This window comes from Pseudomonas sp. UFMG81, from assembly GCF_015354575.1.
In the GTDB taxonomy this organism is placed as follows: Bacteria; Pseudomonadota; Gammaproteobacteria; order Pseudomonadales; family Pseudomonadaceae; genus Aquipseudomonas.
Window position 1 is genome coordinate 303,736 of the sequence record NZ_JACAFQ010000001.1, and the last position, 18,477, is coordinate 322,212.

16 protein-coding genes are annotated in these 18,477 nt (G+C 63.2%); 3 read left to right on the forward strand and 13 right to left on the reverse strand.

The genetic code is table 11. The features are described from left to right. Window positions 1-73 precede the first annotated feature (73 nt). The 8 genes from murB to IX761_RS01430 form a co-directional block, all read right to left on the reverse strand. Complete coding sequence (murB, locus tag IX761_RS01395; protein ID WP_194787763.1) at window positions 74-1,093, reverse strand: UDP-N-acetylmuramate dehydrogenase; 1,020 nt, start codon at window positions 1,091-1,093, stop codon at window positions 74-76. After that, window positions 1,090-1,554: a low molecular weight protein-tyrosine-phosphatase gene (locus IX761_RS01400; protein ID WP_194787764.1), complete on the reverse strand. Its 465-nt coding sequence runs from the start codon at window positions 1,552-1,554 to the stop codon at window positions 1,090-1,092. Before IX761_RS01400 ends, murB begins: the two co-directional genes overlap by 4 nt. Continuing rightward, window positions 1,554-2,318 (reverse strand): 3-deoxy-manno-octulosonate cytidylyltransferase, encoded by a 765-nt coding sequence (gene kdsB, locus IX761_RS01405; RefSeq protein ID WP_194787765.1) that lies wholly within the window; start codon window positions 2,316-2,318, stop codon window positions 1,554-1,556. The genes IX761_RS01400 and kdsB overlap by 1 nt, the downstream gene beginning before the upstream one ends. After that, window positions 2,315-2,500, reverse strand: a complete 186-nt coding sequence (locus IX761_RS01410; RefSeq protein ID WP_011532874.1) for a Trm112 family protein — start codon at window positions 2,498-2,500, stop codon at window positions 2,315-2,317. Before IX761_RS01410 ends, kdsB begins: the two co-directional genes overlap by 4 nt. 32 nt (window positions 2,501-2,532) lie before the next feature. Further along, window positions 2,533-3,543, reverse strand: a complete 1,011-nt coding sequence (lpxK, locus tag IX761_RS01415) for a tetraacyldisaccharide 4'-kinase (protein ID WP_194787766.1) — start codon at window positions 3,541-3,543, stop codon at window positions 2,533-2,535. Continuing rightward, entirely contained in the window at window positions 3,543-3,977 is a 435-nt protein-coding gene (locus tag IX761_RS01420) for an ExbD/TolR family protein (RefSeq protein WP_194787767.1), read from the reverse strand. The genes lpxK and IX761_RS01420 overlap by 1 nt, the downstream gene beginning before the upstream one ends. Next, complete coding sequence (locus IX761_RS01425; RefSeq protein WP_138221286.1) at window positions 3,974-4,609, reverse strand: MotA/TolQ/ExbB proton channel family protein; 636 nt, start codon at window positions 4,607-4,609, stop codon at window positions 3,974-3,976. Before IX761_RS01425 ends, IX761_RS01420 begins: the two co-directional genes overlap by 4 nt. Window positions 4,610-5,024: 415 nt before the next feature. After that, window positions 5,025-7,235, reverse strand: coding sequence for a DNA internalization-related competence protein ComEC/Rec2 (locus tag IX761_RS01430; RefSeq protein WP_194787768.1), 2,211 nt, complete (start codon window positions 7,233-7,235; stop codon window positions 5,025-5,027). Window positions 7,236-7,377: 142 nt separating this feature from the next. Here IX761_RS01430 and IX761_RS01435 point away from each other — a divergent pair, with 142 nt between their 5' ends. Next, window positions 7,378-8,004: a DUF2062 domain-containing protein gene (locus IX761_RS01435; RefSeq protein WP_194787769.1), complete on the forward strand. Its 627-nt coding sequence runs from the start codon at window positions 7,378-7,380 to the stop codon at window positions 8,002-8,004. Here the strand turns inward: IX761_RS01435 and IX761_RS01440 are convergent. The 3 genes from IX761_RS01440 to IX761_RS01450 form a co-directional block, all read right to left on the reverse strand. After that, complete coding sequence (locus IX761_RS01440) at window positions 7,888-8,667, reverse strand: ABC transporter permease (RefSeq protein ID WP_194787770.1); 780 nt, start codon at window positions 8,665-8,667, stop codon at window positions 7,888-7,890. The two genes, IX761_RS01435 and IX761_RS01440, sit on opposite strands and share 117 nt — an antisense overlap. Further along, window positions 8,664-9,596 (reverse strand): ABC transporter ATP-binding protein, encoded by a 933-nt coding sequence (locus IX761_RS01445; protein ID WP_194787771.1) that lies wholly within the window; start codon window positions 9,594-9,596, stop codon window positions 8,664-8,666. Before IX761_RS01445 ends, IX761_RS01440 begins: the two co-directional genes overlap by 4 nt. Window positions 9,597-9,731: 135 nt before the next feature. After that, window positions 9,732-10,355, reverse strand: a complete 624-nt coding sequence (locus tag IX761_RS01450) for a glutathione S-transferase (RefSeq protein WP_194787772.1) — start codon at window positions 10,353-10,355, stop codon at window positions 9,732-9,734. 289 nt (window positions 10,356-10,644) lie between these two features. Here IX761_RS01450 and IX761_RS01455 point away from each other — a divergent pair, with 289 nt between their 5' ends. Further along, complete coding sequence (locus IX761_RS01455) at window positions 10,645-13,092, forward strand: acyl-CoA dehydrogenase (protein ID WP_194787773.1); 2,448 nt, start codon at window positions 10,645-10,647, stop codon at window positions 13,090-13,092. 47 nt (window positions 13,093-13,139) lie between these two features. Here IX761_RS01455 and IX761_RS01460 read toward each other — a convergent pair whose 3' ends face one another. Both IX761_RS01460 and IX761_RS01465 read right to left on the reverse strand, forming a co-directional pair. Beyond that, window positions 13,140-15,599, reverse strand: coding sequence for a hypothetical protein (locus IX761_RS01460; protein ID WP_194787774.1), 2,460 nt, complete (start codon window positions 15,597-15,599; stop codon window positions 13,140-13,142). Then, window positions 15,596-17,869, reverse strand: coding sequence for a hypothetical protein (locus tag IX761_RS01465; RefSeq protein WP_194787775.1), 2,274 nt, complete (start codon window positions 17,867-17,869; stop codon window positions 15,596-15,598). Before IX761_RS01465 ends, IX761_RS01460 begins: the two co-directional genes overlap by 4 nt. 176 nt (window positions 17,870-18,045) lie before the next feature. On the opposite strand from IX761_RS01465, the gene IX761_RS01470 reads away from it, so the two are divergent. Beyond that, complete coding sequence (locus tag IX761_RS01470) at window positions 18,046-18,456, forward strand: PA2817 family protein (RefSeq protein WP_194787776.1); 411 nt, start codon at window positions 18,046-18,048, stop codon at window positions 18,454-18,456. Window positions 18,457-18,477: the final 21 nt, after the last annotated feature.

An 18,477-nucleotide genomic window follows, 5' to 3' on the forward strand; every position in this document is an offset into this window, starting at 1 on the left:
CAAGCCCGCTCCCACAATCTGGGCATGAAACTCGTTGCGGGAGCGGGCTTGCCCCGCGATGGAGACCGGCAGGTCAGTACAGGTTAGGCTCCATCTCCAGCTTCACCCCGAATCGCTCGAGAATATCCGCCTGGATCCGCTGCGCCAGGGCATGCAACTGCGCCCCGCTCGCCTGGCCATAGTTCACCAGCACCAACGACTGCAAGCGGTGCACGCCGGCATCGCCGTCACGGTACCCCTTCCACCCTGCCTGCTCGATCAACCAGCCCGCCGCCAGCTTCACCTGGCCATCGGCCTGTGGATAAGCCACCACCGTCGGATGCTGCGCGCGAATCCGCTCGGCCACCGCCACCGACACCACCGGGTTCTTGAAGAAGCTCCCGGCATTACCCAGCTCGGCCGGGTCTGGCAGCTTCTCGCGGCGGATGCTGCAAATCGCCTCGCTGATCGCCTTGGCCGTCGGTTGCTCCACGCCCTGCTCCAGCAGGCGCTGACGCACCGGGCCGTAGTCCAGGTGCGCCTGCAACGTGCGGCTCAGGGCAAAGCGCACACGCAGGATCAACCAGCGCCCCGGGTTACGCTTGAACACGCTGTCGCGGTAGGCGAAGGCGCATTCCTCGAGCGAGAAATCACGCAACTCGCCCGTCTCGCGATCCAGCGCAGTCAGCCCGGCGAACACGTCCTTGATCTCCACCCCATAGGCGCCGACGTTCTGCATCGGTGCGGCGCCGACGGTGCCCGGGATCAGGCTGAGGTTCTCCAACCCGCACAACCCCTGTTCGAGGCTCCATTGCACGAACGGATGCCAGGGCTCGCCGGCTTCGGCTTCCACCACCACCTGCTCGCCATCATCGCTGAGCAGGCGGCGGCCACGGCTGGCCATGTGCAGCACCAGGGCATCGATGTCGCGGGTCAGCAGCAGGTTGCTGCCACCACCGATCACCAGCACCGGCAACTGCCGCTCGCTGGCGCGGGCCAGCGCCAGGCGCACCTGGGCATCGTCGTGGGCCTGGGTGAAGTAGCGCGCGCGCGCGTCGATAGCAAAGGTGTTGTAGGGCTTGAGCGATACCTGCTCCTGCCAGTTACCCGTCATAGCCGCCCCTTGATTTCCACGACCAGCTCGCGGCAGGCCGCCTCGATCAGGTCCAGGACCTGCTCGAAGCCTTCGGCGCCGCCGTAGTAAGGGTCCGGCACTTCGTCCAGGGCCGCGCCGTAACGACGCAGGAACAGGTCGAGCTCACCCTTGGCGGTGTGCGGGCGCAGGGCCTGCAGGTTGCCCAGGTTGCTCTTGTCCATGGCCAGGATCAGGTCGTATTCAGCGAAATGCGCCACCTTGACCTGCTGCGCCCGCTGGCGCGACAGGTCATAGCCACGCGCCAGCGCGGCCTTGCAGGTACGGCTGTCGGGCGCCTTGCCCACATGCCAGTCGCCGGTGCCGGCGGAGGCCACATGGACCACCTCACTCAAGCCTGCGGCCTGCAACTGGTGGCGCAGCACGCCTTCGGCGGTGGGCGAACGGCAGATGTTGCCGAGGCAGACGAACAGGACGCGCATCAGGCCTCCAGCAAGCGCCGAACGCGCTCCAGGTCTTCAGGCGTGTCAACGCCCACGGCCGGGGCCTCGATGGCGTCGGCGACATGGATGCGCACGCCGTGCCACAGGGCGCGCAGTTGCTCCAGCGCCTCGGTCTGTTCCAGCCAGCACGGGCCCCAAGCGACGAAGTCCTGAAGGAAGCCTACGCGGTAGGCGTACATGCCAATATGGCGGCGGTATGGCACGCCCTCGGGCAGCACATCACGCGCGGTGGCGAAGGTGTCACGGGCCCAGGGCAGCGGCGCGCGGCTGAAGGTCAGGGCCAGGCCGTGCTTGTCACTGGTGACCTTGACCGCGTTGGGATTGAACACGGTGTCCGGCTCATGGATCGGCTCGGCCAAGGTGGCGATGCCCGCTTCAGGGTGCTCGGCGAGGTTGGCCGCCACCTGGTCGATGATCACCGGTGGGATCAGCGGCTCGTCGCCTTGCACGTTGACCACGATGGCATCTGCGGCCAGGCCAAGCTGGGCGGCCACTTCGGCCAGGCGGTCGGTGCCCGACTCGTGGTCGGCGCGGGTCAGCAGCACTTCGGCGCCGAACGCCTGGCAAGCCTCGACAATGCTGGCATCGTCGGTGGCGATGACCACCCGCTTTGCGCCACTCTTGCGAGCTTGCTCCCACACATGCTGGACCATCGGCTTGCCGGCGATCGGCAGCAGCGGCTTGCCCGGCAGGCGCGTGGAGCGCAGCCGGGCGGGAATCACCACGGTGAAGTCCAGGCTCATTTGTCCAGGCGCTCTTCGTCGGTCAGGGTGCGCGCCTCGCTTTCCAGCATCACCGGGATGCCGTCGCGGATCGGATAGGCCAGGCCCGCGCCCTTGCTGATCAACTCGGTCTTGTCGGCGCTGAGCTTGAGCGGGCCCTTGGTGATCGGGCAGGCCAGGATATCGAGCAGTTTGGTGTCCATGGAGGTTTCCTTGAGGCGGAAATTGAAAAGGCTCAGGTGCGGGGGCGCCCAGGCAGCAAGCGGTCGAGCTGAAGGTCGAACCAGGCACTGAACGCAGGCGAAGGCACGGCATCGACGGCCAGGTACCACCAATCGTCGGCGGCGAACGGCCGGCACTTCACCGCATCCTTCTCGGTCATCACCAGCGGCAGCGCCGGGCTGAACGACAATACCTCGCGGCTGTACGGTGCGTGGTCGGCGAAGGGGTGCGGCAGCGGCTGCCAGTTTAGCCCCTGCAGGGTGTTGAAGAAACGTTGCGGGTTACCGATACCGGCCACGGCATGCAACGCCTGGCCAGCGGGAAACAGGTCAAGGTCGCGGCGCTCGCCGCTGCGCAGGTTGATCAGCGCCGACGGAGCGAGGTGGAAGGCGAAACCACCGTCACGGTCGGCCTCGGCGCCGTTGAACAGCACCGCGTCGGCCTCGTGCAGGCGCTCGGCCGGCTCACGCAACGGCCCGGCGGGCAGGCAGCGGCGGTTGCCCAGGCCACGGGCGGCATCGATCAGCACCAGTTCCAGGTCGCGGGCCAGGCGATAGTGCTGCATGCCATCGTCGCAGAGGATCAGGTCCGGCGCATCGCTGGCCAACAGCGCCTGCACGGCGCGGGAACGGTCGGGGTCGATCATCAGCGGCACACCGGTGCGCTGGACGATCAACAGGGGTTCGTCACCGGCCTGCTCGGCCGGCTGGTCGGCGCCGACGCGCCAAGGGTATTCAGGGGGTTTGGCGCCATAGCCACGGCTGACCACGCCGACGTTGAGCCCCTGCCGGCGGCAGTGCTCGATCAGCCAGAGGATCATCGGCGTCTTGCCAGTGCCGCCCACGGTGATGTTGCCTACCACGATCACCGGCACCGGGGCGCGGTAGCTGGCGCTCTGGCCACTGAGGAAACGCGCGCGCTTGCCCATCACCACGCGGCGGTACAGGGCCTCCAGCGGGCGCAGCAGTGCCAGGGCCGGGTGCCCGGCATACCAGGCGGCAAGCAGACGGTCGGCGAACGCCATCAGGGAGTGCCCTGCGCGGCCTCGACGGTGGTCATGCGCAACTTGCTGAAGCCGAGCTTGCCGGCCGCATCCATTGCAGTGACCACGGCCTGGTGCGGGGTCTTGCCATCGGCGCTGATCGCCAGCGGCAGCGTGATGTCGCCGCCGGATTCCTTCTCGATCGCCTCGCTCAGGGTGGCCAGGTCGCTCTTGGGCAGCAGGTGGTTGTTCACCGAGTACACACCGTCGGCGCTGATGGTGACCTCGATCAGCTTGCCGTCATCAGGTTGCGCCGGGGCCGCGCTGCTGGCCTCGGGCAGCTCGACACGCAACTGCGTCTCGCGGGTGAAGGTGGTGGTGACCACGAAGAACAGCAGCAGCACGAACACCACGTCGATCAGCGACGCCAGGTTGATGTCGACGTTCTCGCGCTGGCGGTTGCGCCGGAACTTCACGCCTTGCCTCCCGCCACTTCCACTTCGCGGTCGCCTTGCAGCACTTCCACCAGCTTGATTGCCTCCTGCTCCATGCCCACCACCAGTTCATCGATGCGGCGCAGCAGGAACCGGTGGAAGAACACCGCCGGGATGCCGACCATCAGGCCGGCCGCGGTGGTGACCAGCGCCTTGGAGATACCGCCGGCCAGCACGGCGGCGTTGGCGGTCATCTGCGAGCCCATGAAGGCACTGAAGATGTCGATCATGCCCAGCACGGTGCCCAGCAGGCCGAGCAGCGGGGCCATGGCGGCGATGGTGCCGAGGGTGCTGATGTAGCGCTCCAGCTCGTGGATGACCCGCGAGGCGGCTTCTTCGATGCACTCTTTCATGATTTCGCGGCCATGACGCGAGTTGGCCAGGCCCGCGGCGAGGATTTCACCCAGAGGGGAATCGGCACGCAGGGCCTTGAGCTTGTCACTGGTCAGTTGCTTGTCCTTGATCCACATCCACACCTGGCCCAGCAGGTGCGGTGGGGTGACACGGCTGGCGCGCAAGGTCCACAGGCGCTCGACGACGATCGCCATGGCGACGATGGAGCTCAGGATGATCGGCAGCATCATCCAGCCACCGGACTTGACCAATTCCCACACAGTAAGCATCCCCTCGGAAAAAGGCCGCCACTCTACCATACGTGCGCCAGGGGCTCATCTGCCGGAGGTCAGGGAAATCGAAGGGTCCGCCTTGGAGTTTGTGGTGGGGCGAAGATCGAGCGCCGCCCGCGCGGCGCATCGCTGGCAAGCCAGCTCCCACATTTATTTCGGGCCAATCCATCCTGTGAGGTCTCCACTGTCCGCCTTGGTGCATGGCTTGAGTCATGTGGGGCGACGGTAGCGCCAACCCTGAAACCGCGTCGTACAAACAAGGCGGACAGTGGAGATGGACCAGAAATAACTGGCCCGAAACAGATGTGGGAGCTGGCTTGCCAGCGATGCGCCGCNCGNGCGGCGCTCGATCTTCGCCCCACCACATCACCCAAGGCATGCACTCCCAACACGCGACACATGTTCATTGCTGATCGCGCCAGAACCGCCGCTGCCCCCGCACGCCCTCCACCCCGACATGGCGCCCCAACCACAACCGCAGCGCCCCCTCCAACGCCGTGTCATGAACGCTCACGCCATGCCGCCGATAGCGCTCGATCACCTGCCCATGGGGATGCCCGAAACCATTGTGCCTGCCACGCGAGATCAGCACCCCACGCGGCGCCAGCGCCTTGATGAACGGCTCGGTGGATGACGTGCGGCTGCCATGGTGCGGTGACTGCAACCAGTCGATCCGTGGGTCGTCCACCGACGCCAGCCAGGCCTGCTCCGCCCCCGCCTCCATGTCGCCGGCCAGGAGCAAGCGCTCGCCGTTGGCTTCGACCTTCAGCACGCAGGAGCGCTCGTTGCTGTTGGGCCCTACAGGCCAGTGCCACAGCGAAAACGTCACACCGTCCCATTGCCAGCGCTCACCACTGGCGCAGCGCTGCGCCGGCTCCAGGCCTTCGACCTCCCCCGCCAGCACCCGGCTGACGGGCAGGCCGCGACGAACGGCCGCCGCTCCGCCGGCATGATCGGCATGCCCATGACTGATGAGCATCAGGTCCAGCTGCTTCACACCTAGCCGGCGCAGGGTCGGCAGCACTACGCCCTCGCCCAGGTCGCTGTCGCCCCGCGCCGGCCCGGCGTCATACAGCAACGCGTGATGACGGGTACGCACCACCACCGCGAGCCCTTGCCCGACATCCAGTTGCCACACCTCGGCCTGGCCATGGGGCAGTTGTTCGCGCGGCGCCCATAGCGCCAGCAACATCACTGCACCCGGCACACGCATTGGCACGCCACGTGGCAGCAATACCAGCAGCGCACCCAACGCCACCAGCAGCCACGCCCACAGCGGCAACGGCTCGGGATACCAGGCCGGCTGCAACCGCGCCCCCTGCTCCAGCAGGCGGAACAAGCCGTCCAGCGAGAACCCCGCCAGCCACAGCAGCCCTTCCCCCACCCCAGGCACCGGCAGCGCGGCGGTACCCAGCAACGCCAGCGGCAATACGCCAAGGCTGATCCACGGCACGGCCAGCAGGTTGACCAGCGGCGCCGTCAGGCTGACGGGCAACCCCAGCGCCAGCAGCACCGGCAACAACCCCACGGCAATCACCCACTGGGCGCGGGTCCAGGCCTGCCACGGGCGCCAGGCACCCAGGCGGGCCGCAAAGCACAGCACCAGCACTGCCACGGCGGCGAACGACAACCAGAAACCCGGCAACAGGCTGGCCAGCGGCTCGACCAGCAGCACCCCGACCAGCGCCAACAGCAGCGGCAGGCTGGCCCCCAGATGACGAAAGCGCAGGCGCCACAGCAGCACCACCGCCAACATCAGGCAGGCGCGCTGCACCGGCACAGCAAACCCCGCCAGCCAGCCATACAGCAGCGCCGCCCCCAGGGCCAGGCCGCACGCCCAGGGCAACCAGGGCAGGCGCCGGGGCCAGCCGCCCAACCTCGCCAGCCCCGCCACCGCCCCGTAGACCAACCCCGCCAACAGCCCGATATGCTGCCCGGAGATCACCAGCAGATGGACCGTGCCGGTCGCTTGCAGGGTGTGCCAATCCTCCCGCGCCAGCCCGGCGCCGTCGCCCAGCACCAGCGCCGCCAAGGCCGCCTCACGCCCGTGGGCATCGATAGCCAGCAGCCGCTGGCGGATGCCATCGCGCCAGTCATTCGCGGGCGCCCCCAGCCGTTCACCGGCCTTGACCGTACCGGTCGCGCCGACCCTGCGCGCCAGCAGGGTGGCCTGGCGATCCGCGCCATGGGGGTTGAGCAGGCCGTGTGGACGCCGCAGGCTGACCGCCAGCCGCCAGCGCTCCCCGGCGCGCACCTCAGGGCCGTCGAACCAGCTCAGTTGCAGGCGCGTGGGTAATTCGGCACGCCGTGACCGCGCCTGCTCAAGTTCGAAGCGCACCCCCTCCGCGGAGCGCGCCGGCAGCCCCGTTACCCGCCCTTCCAGCCATAACGTGCGCCCGTCCAATGGCAGCGCCAGGCGATCGTCCAGGGCCTGCTGCGCCGTCCAGCAGGCCCAGCACAGCCCCAGCAAGTAACACCCCACCGGCCACCCCCGCGTACGCAGGCAGACAATGGCAAGCAAAAGCAGCGACACCAGCCAGCCGACCGACGGCAGCACGGGCAGAAAACGCAGGCTCAACAGCCCGAGTGCGAGCGCAAGCATCCCTGTGCGCATGAGATAGAGCTCCAGAAGCGAAACCGCCCCTGAGGCTTAGTCGATTGAGGGGGAAATCTTGCTAAACAATTGTCACAAACTCTGAACGAGGCTGCGGTTCAATCAGGGCATACTGACGCCCTTCGACTCGCCGGGAGCCCACATGCCGCGCCGTCTGTTCAAACGCTACATGCCGGACCCGACCAGCATCAGGGAACACAAATCCTTACGCTTTTTCGGCAAGCTGCTGCATGACCCCAACCTCTGGCACCTCAACCGCCATTCGGTGGCACGGGCCATGGGGGTCGGCCTGTTCGCCGCATTGATCCCCATCCCCATGCAGATGCTGCTGGCCGCCGCCCTGGCCATTCCAGTGCGCGGCAACCTGCCCATCGCGGTGAGCCTGGTGTGGCTGACCAACCCGCTGACCATGCCACCGGTGTTCTTCGTCACCTACATGACCGGCGCCTGGCTGCTGCAGGTGCCGCCACGCACACTGCCCGAAGAGATCACCATGGACTGGGTCACCGACCAGCTCGCGACGATCTGGCAACCCTTTCTACTAGGCTCGGTGGTATGCGGGGTGGTGCTCGGCGTGCTCGCCTACTTCACCACCCAGTTCTACTGGCGTTGGTGGGTGGGCCGGCAGTGGCGCCGGCGCCAGTGCCGCTGCCTACGCCCGCATGCCACGGCCGCTGACCAGCAGGCGGATGCACAGCACATAGAGCAGCGCGGTGGCCACCAGCATGAAGGTGATCGCGGTGCCAATACTGATGTCCGACACCCCTAGGATCCCGTAGCGGAACGAGTTGACCATGTGCAGCACCGGGTTGGCCAGCGACACGGTCTGCCAGAACGGCGGCAGCAGGGTGATCGAGTAGAACACCCCACCCAGGTAGGTCAGTGGCGTCAGCACGAAGGTCGGGATGATCGAGATATCGTCAAAGTTGCGCGCGAACACCGCGTTGACGAAGCCCAGCAGCGAGAAGATCGTCGCCGTCAGCAGCACCACGACGACGGTCACACCCAGGTGATGCACCTGCAAGTGGGTGAAGAACAGCGACAGGATCGTGACGATCACCCCCACCGCCAACCCGCGCAGCACCCCACCCAGCACGTAACCGACCAGGATGGTGTGTGGCGATACCGGTGACACCATCAGCTCCTCGATCGAACGCTGGAACTTGCTACCGAAGAAGCTCGACACCACATTGCCGTAGGAGTTGGTGATCACCGACATCATGATCAGCCCCGGCACGATGTACTCCATGTAGGTGAAACCACCCATGTCGCCGATCTGCCGGCCGATCAGGTTACCGAAGATCACGAAGTACAGGACCATGGTGATCGCTGGCGGCAGCAGGGTCTGCGGCCAGATGCGCAGGAAGCGCCGCACCTCGCGGTAGACGATGGTGTTCAGGGCGACCCAGTTGGTGCGCAGTTCCACACTCATACAGCCACCTTCGACAGGTTCTTTTCCACCAGGGACACGAACAACTCCTCGAGTCGATTGGTCTTGTTGCGCAGGCTCTGCACCTCGATGTTCTTCAGCGCCAGCTGGCCGAACAGCGCGGTGATGCCGATATCCTTTTCCACCTGCACCTCCAGCGTATGCGGGGTGATCAGCCGGCACGGGTAACCGTGCAGCTCAGGGGCGGCGGGCAGGTCGTGCTTGAGGTCGAGGACGAAGGTCTCGACATGCAGCTTGCCCAGCAACTGGCGCATGCTGGTGTTCTCGACGATTGCGCCGTGGTCGATGATGCCGATATTGCGGCACAACTGCTCGGCCTCTTCGAGGTAGTGGGTGGTGAGGATGATGGTGATGCCCTTCTGGTTGAGCTCGGTGAGGAAGCTCCACATCGAACGACGCAGCTCGATGTCCACCCCCGCGGTCGGCTCGTCGAGGATCAGCAGGCGCGGCTCGTGGATCAGCGCCCGGGCGATCATCAGGCGGCGCTTCATGCCACCGGACAACGAACGCGACTGCACGTCACGCTTGTCCCACAAACCCAGTTGCGTGAGGTACTGCTCGGCGCGCTCCTTGGCCAGCTTGGGCGGGATGCCGTAATAGCCCGCCTGGGTCACGACGATGTCGAAAGTCTTCTCGAACTGGTTGAAGTTGAATTCCTGGGGCACCACGCCCAGGCAGCGCTTGAGCGCCGCCGGCTCGCGGTCCAGGTCATGGCCGAACACGTTGACCGTGCCGCTGGTCTTGTTCACCAGGGTGGAAAGGATGCCGATGGTGGTGGATTTGCCGGCGCCGTTGGGGCCCAGCAAGGCGAAGAAGTCGCCTTCGGAAACATCCAGGTCGATGCCCTTGAGGGCCTGGAAACCGTTGCCGTAGGTCTTGGTCAGCTGTCGGATGGACAGGGCGGAACTCATAGCGGGTCACGTACCGAATAAAGAATGGTTCAGGACACGCCAGGCAAAGTCACTGGCGCAGTGAGTGCGGCCATGGTGCAAGGGCCGGCCGCACAAGTACAGTCACATCTATTGATAATGACTATCGAAGTGGCGTCACGTCAGGGCGGTCATCACCGCCGCCTGGTAGGCCGGGCGCTGTTTCAGGCGCTCGTACCAGGCTTCGAGGTGATACATGGCCGGGCGCTCGATGGGCATTTCGAACCAGGCGTAGATGAAGCTGCCCAGTGGGATGTCGCCCATGCCGATCTGGTCACCGGAGAGGTAGGGTTGAGTGGCCAGGGTTTCGTCGGCGATCGCCAGCAGCTGGGCGCACTGCTTGTGCGCGGCGTTGATCGCCACCCAGTCGCGCTGGTCTTCGGGGGTGCGCAGCAGGCCCCAGAACAACGGACGGAACGGGGTGGCGAAGGATGAGGTGGTCCAGTCCATCCACTTGTCCGCCAGGGCGCGCTGGCGTGGGTCGTCGAGGTACCAACCCTGCTCCTGGCCGTACTCGGCGCACAGGTAACGGACGATGGTGTTGGATTCCCACAGCACCAGGTCGCCGTCTTCGAGCATGGGCACCAGGCCGTTGGGGTTCAGTGCCCGGTAATGCGGCTCGTTGACCACGCCGAAAGCGCCGCCGGCGTCGATGGATTCGAAATCCAGGCCCAGTTCGTGGGCGATCCACAACGCCTTGCGCACATTGCTCGAATTCTTGCGGCCCCAGATCTTCAGCATGGCAACGTCCTTATGAATGCGGGAGGGGGACAGTCTACTCCAAGCGTTTCTCGCTGCCAGTGAAACCCGGGGGCCGCTGCGCGGCCCTTTCGCGGCACAAGGCCGCTCCTACAGAGGACCGCGTAAACCTGTGTCGCGAATGGGCCTCACCGCGGCCCCAAAATCGACAATCCAACACATGTCGCGCAGAACTCCCAACACTCCTGCCTGTCATCTCCTAGGCAAGCCCCCCAGCCCGTCTAAGCTCTGTGGGTCGGCTGAATGCCCAAGGTTCCAAGGAGGAAGGATCATGTTGCTGTTGTGGTTGCTGGTATTGGTGTTGGGCGCTGCGTATCTCACGCACCGCCGCCTGCCCCCTTTGCAGATTCTCACGGCAATGGCCGCCTACACCCTGCTGATGGGTATCTTCAGCCACGCACCCGGCTGGCTGCTGACCCTGATCTGGGCGGTGATCGCCCTGAAGGTCGCCTTCGTCGCCCTGCCCGAATGGCGCCGCAAGGTATTCACAGCCCCCGTGTTCAAGTGGTTCCAGCGCACCCTGCCGCCCATGTCGCAGACCGAACGCGAAGCCATCGACGCCGGCACCGTGTGGTGGGACGGGCACCTGTTCAGCGGCCGCCCGGACTGGAACACCCTGCTCGCCTACCCCGCGCCGCAACTCACCGAAGAAGAACAAGCTTTTATCGACGGCCCCACCGAAGCACTTTGCGCCATGGTCAGCGACTGGCAGATCGGCCAGGACCTCGACCTGCCACCTGAGGCCTGGGCGCACATCAAGCAGCACGGCTTTTTCGCCCTGATCATCCCCAAGGAATATGGCGGCAAGGGCTTCTCCGCCTACGCCCACTCGCAAGTGGCGATGAAGCTGGCCACCCGCAGCGGCGACCTGGCCTCGACGGTGATGGTGCCCAACTCCCTGGGCCCTGCCGAACTGCTGCTGCACTACGGCACCGACGCGCAACGCAACCACTACCTGCCACGCCTGGCCCGTGGCGACGAGATCCCCTGCTTCGCCCTCACCGGCCCACTGGCCGGCTCCGATGCCGGCGCGATGCCCGACACCGGCATCGTGTGCAAGGGCCAGTGGCAGGGTGAAGAGGTCATCGGCCTGCGCCTGAACTGGGAAAAGCGCTATATCACCCTCGGCCCCATCGCCACCCTGCTGGGCCTGGCGTTCAAGGCCTATGACCCGGATCACCTGCTCGGTGAGCAGGAAGAGTTGGGCATCAGCCTGGCCCTGATCCCCACCGACACCCCCGGCGTGGAAATCGGCAAGCGCCACCTCCCCCTGGGTGCGGCGTTCATGAACGGCCCCAACAGCGGCAAGGATGTGTTCGTGCCACTGGAGCAGCTCATCGGCGGCCAGGAGATGCTCGGCAAGGGCTGGATGATGCTGATGAACTGCCTGTCGGTTGGGCGCTCGATCTCGCTACCGGCAGTCGGTACCGGTGCCGCCAAATACACCAGCCTGGTCACCGGCCAGTACGCCAACATCCGCGAACAGTTCAACGTGCCGCTGGCGGCATTCGAGGGCATCCAGGAGTCTCTCGCGCGCATCGGTGGCAACGCCTGGCTGATGGACAGCGCCCGCCTGCTCACCGCCAAGGCGGTGGACCTGGGCGAAAAACCCTCGGTACTGTCGGCCATTCTCAAGTACCACCTCACCGAGCGCGGCCGCGAATGCATCCAGCACGCCATGGACGTGCACGGCGGCAAGGCGATCATCATGGGCCCGAACAATTACCTGGGCCGCAACTGGCAAGGCGCGCCGATCTTCATCACCGTCGAGGGTGCCAACATTCTCTCGCGCAACCTGATGATCTTCGGCCAGGGCGCCATCCGCTGCCACCCGTTCGTGCTGCGGGAAATGGCCCTGGTCGGGCGCGAGGACCACGATCATGCGCTGAAGGAGTTCGACGACCTGTTGATGCAGCACATCCTGTTCGCCGCTGGCAATGCCGCCAGCACCCTGGTGCTGGGCCTGGGTCTTGGGCATTTCGAGCGGGTGCCGGGGGATGCCCTGAGCCAGGGCTATTTCCGCGCCCTCAACCGCCAGGCCGCCGCATTTGCCCTGCTGGCCGACCTGTCGATGATGCTGCTCGGCGGCGCGCTCAAGCGCCGCGAGCGGCTCAGCGCGCGGTTGGGCGATGTGCTCAGCTACCTGTACCTGTCCAGTGCCGCGCTCAAGCGCTACCACGACCTGGGCTCGCCCGAACACATGCGACCACTGCTGCGCTGGGCCATGGAAGAAAGCCTGGGGCAGTCGGAGCAAGCGTTGGACAAGCTGCTCGACAACTTCCCCAACCGTTTCGTTGGCTGTGCCCTGCGCCTGCTGGTGTTCCCGTTTGGCCGCCGGCATACCGGCCCGAGCGACGAACTGGACGCCGAGGTGGCCGAGCTGATCGGGCGGCGCAAAGGCGACTCGGCGCTCGAAGAACTGCTGGCCGGGTGCTTCCGGCCGCAGGCCGAGGGGGACCCGGTGGCGGCGTTGCAACGGGCCAGTGACCTGCTTGAGGAAGTGGCGCCACTGCGCAAGGTGCTGCATCAGGCGGTCAAGGAAGGCAAGGTAACGCAAACGCCAGGACAGTCGATGAGCGACGCGGCGATCACGGCCGGTATTCTTCAGCTCGACGAAGCCGCACGTTTGCAGTCTGCCGAAACGGCACTACGCCGGGTCATTGATGTGGATGCGTTCGAGCGACAAGTGCTGGCGCCAACGCCAGGTAAGGTACGCTGAATGTCGGGCAGACAGCATCGCCAGGACGGCTGTCTGCCCTGAACAACCTAATCAGCTGGCTTTTCGTCCGGGATTGTTGCGACCTCGATCAGAGCCTCGTAGGTCTCGCGAAGTTCGCGCAATGGCAGTGGCAAGATGATCAGACCATAAGCGGTCCCCCTTCCCTCCACCTTCGCTTGAACCAGCACATAACGGTCATCGGCATTCGGATCGCTGCGGTACAGGCCGTCCAGCCCCTCAGCCACGACGGTGCCCGCGCCCTCATTGAGAATGGACCATTCGGCCTCCCGATCCTGGTTGCCTATCTCGATGCGAAGCCGAACCCAACCCTCGGTTTCGTGCCACGCGTGCACACGTATAGGTTGCAGGCGAAGAGCTCCGCTGGATTTCGTGACGATGTAGGTGTGCGCAGAACTCGCACCATCACTTGCTTCGATTCTTTCGATGAGGAAAGCCTCGGTATTCCCAGGTGTACCGGCGGTATATGTATTGCGCACACCGTGGCTTTCAGACAATTGCCCACGCGCCTGGGAAGATGCGATAGCCCACTGCACGTCCTCTTCCTTGCCCAGCGTACCCGCCTTGATGTGAACCTGGCTGTTCGGCAGGCACACCTCGATCTGCGGGCTGAGGCTCATGCTGTGTTTCAAGACTGTTACCAAAGTAGCACTTGAGCCGTATAAGTTATGCGCCGTAACCAACACGCGCAGGGAGGTGCCCTTGATTCGCTCGAATGATGGAGCCGTATAGTTACCGAGTAGATCGATTCTGCCGGGATCACCGCTGTAGGGCTCCAGTAGTGTAAGGCTCCAATACGTGACGACAACCGCAGGGACGGGCCTGAACGTGTGCTTGCTGCCTGCCAGCAGTCTGACCTCAGCGTCAGGCAATACAGGCGAACGACCACCCTCCAACTTCCCAAAATAAGCAATATCAGAAGGGATGCCAATTCTTATCTTTTCCGGCTCAAGCGAAAGATTAAGTTTAACTAAATCCTCAACGACAGGCTGGATGAATTCCGAAGCAGTAAATCCTTTTTCCAGACCCACCAAGATATCATTAAGCAGGGATCGCCAAGTCTCTCGCAAAAATGATGAAGCGTCCCCCACCAATCTTTGCACATAGCTCAATCTATGCGGATCCAGATAAGGAGCCTGCGCAGAGTTATCTTCAAAGGGTTTAGATACGAGGCCACTATCGTTATCTTCAGTCAAAGCCCCGGGCACTAGGCTGAAACGCTCCAGCTTCAGCACTGGCTCCTCATCATACTCATCAGAAAGCTCATACACAACCTGCATTGGGCTCGAAGCTCCGAGACTCCGCCAATCAAAATAGTGACGATACCCATTAGCTATATAGTCTTCCCTGTAACTAACTTCGTTAAAAAACTCCCTCACGACAATATCTTTCAGCGCGTACCTCAAATTGATATAGGCAGGCCAACTCAACTCCAATCGACGCCCGACCTGCGAAACACTTACCGTCTCCGACGCCATCAAAAAATCTTCAGCATCTATAGGCAGGCTGGTCTCCATCGCAATAACGCCAAGCCACTTTGATATTATGATACTGTGCTGACCAACATAATACGATGGGTTATACATCGTCCAGCCATTCAATTGACCGCTGCCATCAATACTCTCCTCCATCCCAACGAATCTAACGTTTTGCAGGCCCTTTGACAGCTGCCCAGCAGCTACTCGCACCCGGTCGGCGAGTACCGTTATCGTTGCGGCACTTGAACCGGTACCCGGCAGTAGGTAACGAAAATCACTATCCGCTCCAGGCATGCTCCCTGGCGCCCTCATGTGCATGGCGACGAACACCAACAGTGCGCCCCCATCATGAGTAGGGTTCGATTGGGTTCGCAGCGTGAATAGCTTGGGTTTCATCCAGTCGAGGCCTGCCGCCCCAACCCTCCCCAACTCAAGAAACCGCTCCTCGTCCGCCAAGTCGTTGAACAACTTCTTGAACAGCATCCCTCCCTCACGCTTGTCCCCCGGCCAAGGCGCCAAGTCCAGTTCGAAGTCATCACTTTTGCTCAAGTCGAGCAAGATGCGACGATCGCGGTCGATAGTACCCGGCACTTCCTCGAGGTTGAGGATCAGACTCAACCGCGCCTGCTGACGCGGATCGATCCAGTCGACTCGGTACGGTACCCAGTACTGCAAGCCGTTCGCCTGCTCACTGGCCAGGCTCACCAGGCTGCCGCGAATGATGTTCATGCCCAGGCTGGCCTGGGGATCCGTCAGATCGGCAGTACCGAAGGCAAGCCGCGGAGCATCCAGCAGCACATCATGCAAGCGGTGCTGCCTGAGGCCTTCTATGGCCGGCACGGCTGCAGTGATCGGCTTCAGGTAACTGTCTTTATGGAATCGCCGGCTGTATTCGTACGCCAGCAATCGATTGATGACGTCGAGGTCGATCGCAACAATGGCGTCCCAACCGAATAACCGGCTTTTCTGACGCAACCACTGCAATAGCTCTTCTGGGGTTTGCTGGCTCATGGCATTCTTCTCCGCGGAGCCAGTGAATGTTGTCGCTCACGCTGCATGATCGAGGCCTGCGGCACGTGCTGCTTAACCCCCTGAGACAATGGCAATGCGAGGGTCAGGTGCCCCTCGATCACACCGTACTGGTCTTCCAATCTCCCCATGATGAGCACACTGCGCTCACCAGACTCGAGGTCTGGGTAATAGAGCAACCCTTCCCCGTTCAACTCGTTCTCTATGCGCCCAGGCCCATGCAAGGTGCACGTCGCTGGCACCTGAACACCCCATGCGGTATCCCAGGCAGTCAACCGCATCGGGCGACCAGGTACGCCCTCGTAAGGGTCTGGAATCAGGACCATTTGCCCGTGATCGTGCCTGACGAGTACATGAGCCGTACTTACTGCGCCGGTAATGGTGCTGAGCACTTGAATCTCATCGAGTACATAGAACACATCGTTCTGCGCCTCGTGCGCAACATACTGGGCACGCCCAGGCGCAATGACGTTGAGACTGCCCCTAAGCCCCCCCTGTAAATTCTTGATTGACCACTCGATATCCGTGTCACCTAAACTTGTGACCTGCAGCTCGTAACCCTGCCCCGGCGCCACCAACCTGAATCGTGGGGTGATGGCCAAGGCATGGCCGTGCACGATCATCAGCACTTCGCTGGTTTGCCCGTTGGCGGCATCAGTCGCCGTTACACACACCGGCACGGTGTTTCCTTTGAGTTCGTCGGCGTCGGGGGCCTGGTAAAGACCAGTCCGCGAATCGATAACGCCCACCGCGCCTGTGTATTCGCCCAACGCAGCAACGCGCCATTCAATTACGGAGGGCTCAGGCATGACCGTGAACTGCTGGGTTTGGCCTGCGGCGACCTGCACATCATCCTCGACGATACGCAAACTCTGGTCAGGTGCCACGCTACCCCAGAGTGCAACACCATTGGGTAGCCGATACAGGTTGGGCTTGAACAAGCCTGGGCCTGGCAGCGTCAGGCTTGCGTTCAATGGCTCGATGGCGTGAGCCGTCAGCTTTTGCGCCAAGGCATTGATAATGCTTCTGTTGATTGCGTAGTTCATCGAATCAACTGCAGTATGCTGCGCCTCGCCGGAGGCCGACAGCTGCATGTCCAAACGCCCTTTCAGCTTGCCCTCGACACTGGCGTCCCCTTGCAATACGAAGGTGTAGGTGAGGTCCGGCGCGGCAGTGATGGTCTCGCTACGCCAGTCTGGTTCGCCCAACTGCCGATACCGGCACATCACACTGTATGTGGGTTGCCATCGCTGGGTTACACCTGCTGCGCCAAAGTCGATGCGAAACGCACCTTCGCTTTGCCCGACGTCAAGGTTGAAGGAAGAAAACTCATAGTCACCTGTTTCGAGATGCATGCTTGCACCCGGCACCTGTAACACGCCTTGCTCCACCTGCATGATGGACTGCCGATCATCGTCGCCATTGCTGTAGCTGAATGTGCCGGTGGGAAACATGCCAAGGACAGCCGGGCCGTAGACCGTGCGGCAAAGTAGCCGTCTGGACAGCAAGATTGCACAACTATTCTGTTGATCGGTGCCCTCCATCAGCAAAGTGGGGAAATCATTCCCGCCCGCAGGTGGACTGAAACCCGCCGCACCATGCTGGAACGTGGTAAACAGCACCACCGCTTGCTGCTTGGCTCCAGATTGGGTACCTACCTTGATATCGACGGGTTGACGAAAAGCATCGTCCCTCTTGTTCGATAGGCTGAGCAAAGGCACCCGAGCAAGACCTACCTCCAAACCGCTAAACATCTGTCGCAATATTTTAGCGCCACGCTGATGCTCGATGTCCGAGTTACCCAGGGGCATCTCATGGCTCAGCCCCTGGCTCAGATCCATCACCAGGTTTGAGCCCTCCACTCGCAACCGAACCTCCATCTGCGCACGGTACCCGGTCAACGGGCCATGCTCCGCCAACTCGATGATTTCACCCCCCGCGTCGCTCAGCAGGCTAACCCCTCCGGTCAAATGCATTTGCACATTGATCCTGGGGTTGTCATAGGTGATTTCATGCAGTGCCAGCACAGTGGTGGTAAGTCGATACCCCTCAAATGAGTAGGTCAAGCCCTCATACTGATCACTCCCATTGAGCCCCTGGATAACCAGGCCCTCTCTGTGTCGTCGGAGGTCATCGTGCCTGATCCCCCGATTGATCAGTTCAAAGGGCAGCGCGATGATCATGTCCCACCCCAATTGCTCGGGGTCCGAGAGCATCCAGCGTTCGACCGCATCAGGAACATCGTTATCCATCAACATTCTCCCGTGTTATTGCCCCAGGCTCCAAAGCCTGTACAAGCCGAGGGGTGTGCTGCAAATCGCTCGCAAAACCTGGGCGCAAGCACCATCGCGCCTTGAGATCAAACCGTGCCGTAGCCAGCCATCCGGCGTATACTCCGCCCCCGCTTCAACCACCCGAGGACCCCGCCATGGCCACCCCCCACCTGGACTACCACCTGCAACTGCTCCACCACCTGCGCACCATCCTGGTGGCGCTGGGCGAGGCCGAGCAGGTGCCGGAAGAAAGCCACGCCCTGTTCCTCGAACGCTTCGACGAACTGCTCACCCTGTTGCCGCAAGATCCACTCGAAAGCCAGTACCTGGGCCAGGACCTGATCTGCCAGGTAATCCAGCGCTACCCGCAGATCGCTCACCTGGTACCGCGCGACCTGTTGTGGTTCTTCGCTGGCGACTGCCTGCACTTCATGCCCGATGAGGAACTGGCCCTGTACCAGGCCCTGGAAGAACGACGCTATGAAGCCGAACAGAATGACGAGCCGTTCGATTGGCACCAGGAGAAGCAGCTGTTGGGCCAGGCCGGCGAAGGCCGTCAGCACTGACCCTGTATTGACCAGCGGCCA

Coding starts and splice junctions, on each gene's coding strand:
- murB (WP_194787763.1), bottom strand. CDS start 1,093: ATGACGGGTAACTGGCAGGAGCAGGTATCGCTCAAGCCCTACAACACC.
- IX761_RS01400 (WP_194787764.1), bottom strand. CDS start 1,554: ATGCGCGTCCTGTTCGTCTGCCTCGGCAACATCTGCCGTTCGCCCACC.
- kdsB (WP_194787765.1), bottom strand. CDS start 2,318: ATGAGCCTGGACTTCACCGTGGTGATTCCCGCCCGGCTGCGCTCCACG.
- IX761_RS01410 (WP_011532874.1), bottom strand. CDS start 2,500: ATGGACACCAAACTGCTCGATATCCTGGCCTGCCCGATCACCAAGGGC.
- lpxK (WP_194787766.1), bottom strand. CDS start 3,543: ATGGCGTTCGCCGACCGTCTGCTTGCCGCCTGGTATGCCGGGCACCCG.
- IX761_RS01430 (WP_194787768.1), bottom strand. CDS start 7,235: ATGCGCACAGGGATGCTTGCGCTCGCACTCGGGCTGTTGAGCCTGCGT.
- IX761_RS01435 (WP_194787769.1), top strand. CDS start 7,378: ATGCCGCGCCGTCTGTTCAAACGCTACATGCCGGACCCGACCAGCATC.
- IX761_RS01440 (WP_194787770.1), bottom strand. CDS start 8,667: ATGAGTGTGGAACTGCGCACCAACTGGGTCGCCCTGAACACCATCGTC.
- IX761_RS01445 (WP_194787771.1), bottom strand. CDS start 9,596: ATGAGTTCCGCCCTGTCCATCCGACAGCTGACCAAGACCTACGGCAAC.
- IX761_RS01450 (WP_194787772.1), bottom strand. CDS start 10,355: ATGCTGAAGATCTGGGGCCGCAAGAATTCGAGCAATGTGCGCAAGGCG.
- IX761_RS01455 (WP_194787773.1), top strand. CDS start 10,645: ATGTTGCTGTTGTGGTTGCTGGTATTGGTGTTGGGCGCTGCGTATCTC.
- IX761_RS01460 (WP_194787774.1), bottom strand. CDS start 15,599: ATGAGCCAGCAAACCCCAGAAGAGCTATTGCAGTGGTTGCGTCAGAAA.
- IX761_RS01465 (WP_194787775.1), bottom strand. CDS start 17,869: ATGGATAACGATGTTCCTGATGCGGTCGAACGCTGGATGCTCTCGGAC.
- IX761_RS01470 (WP_194787776.1), top strand. CDS start 18,046: ATGGCCACCCCCCACCTGGACTACCACCTGCAACTGCTCCACCACCTG.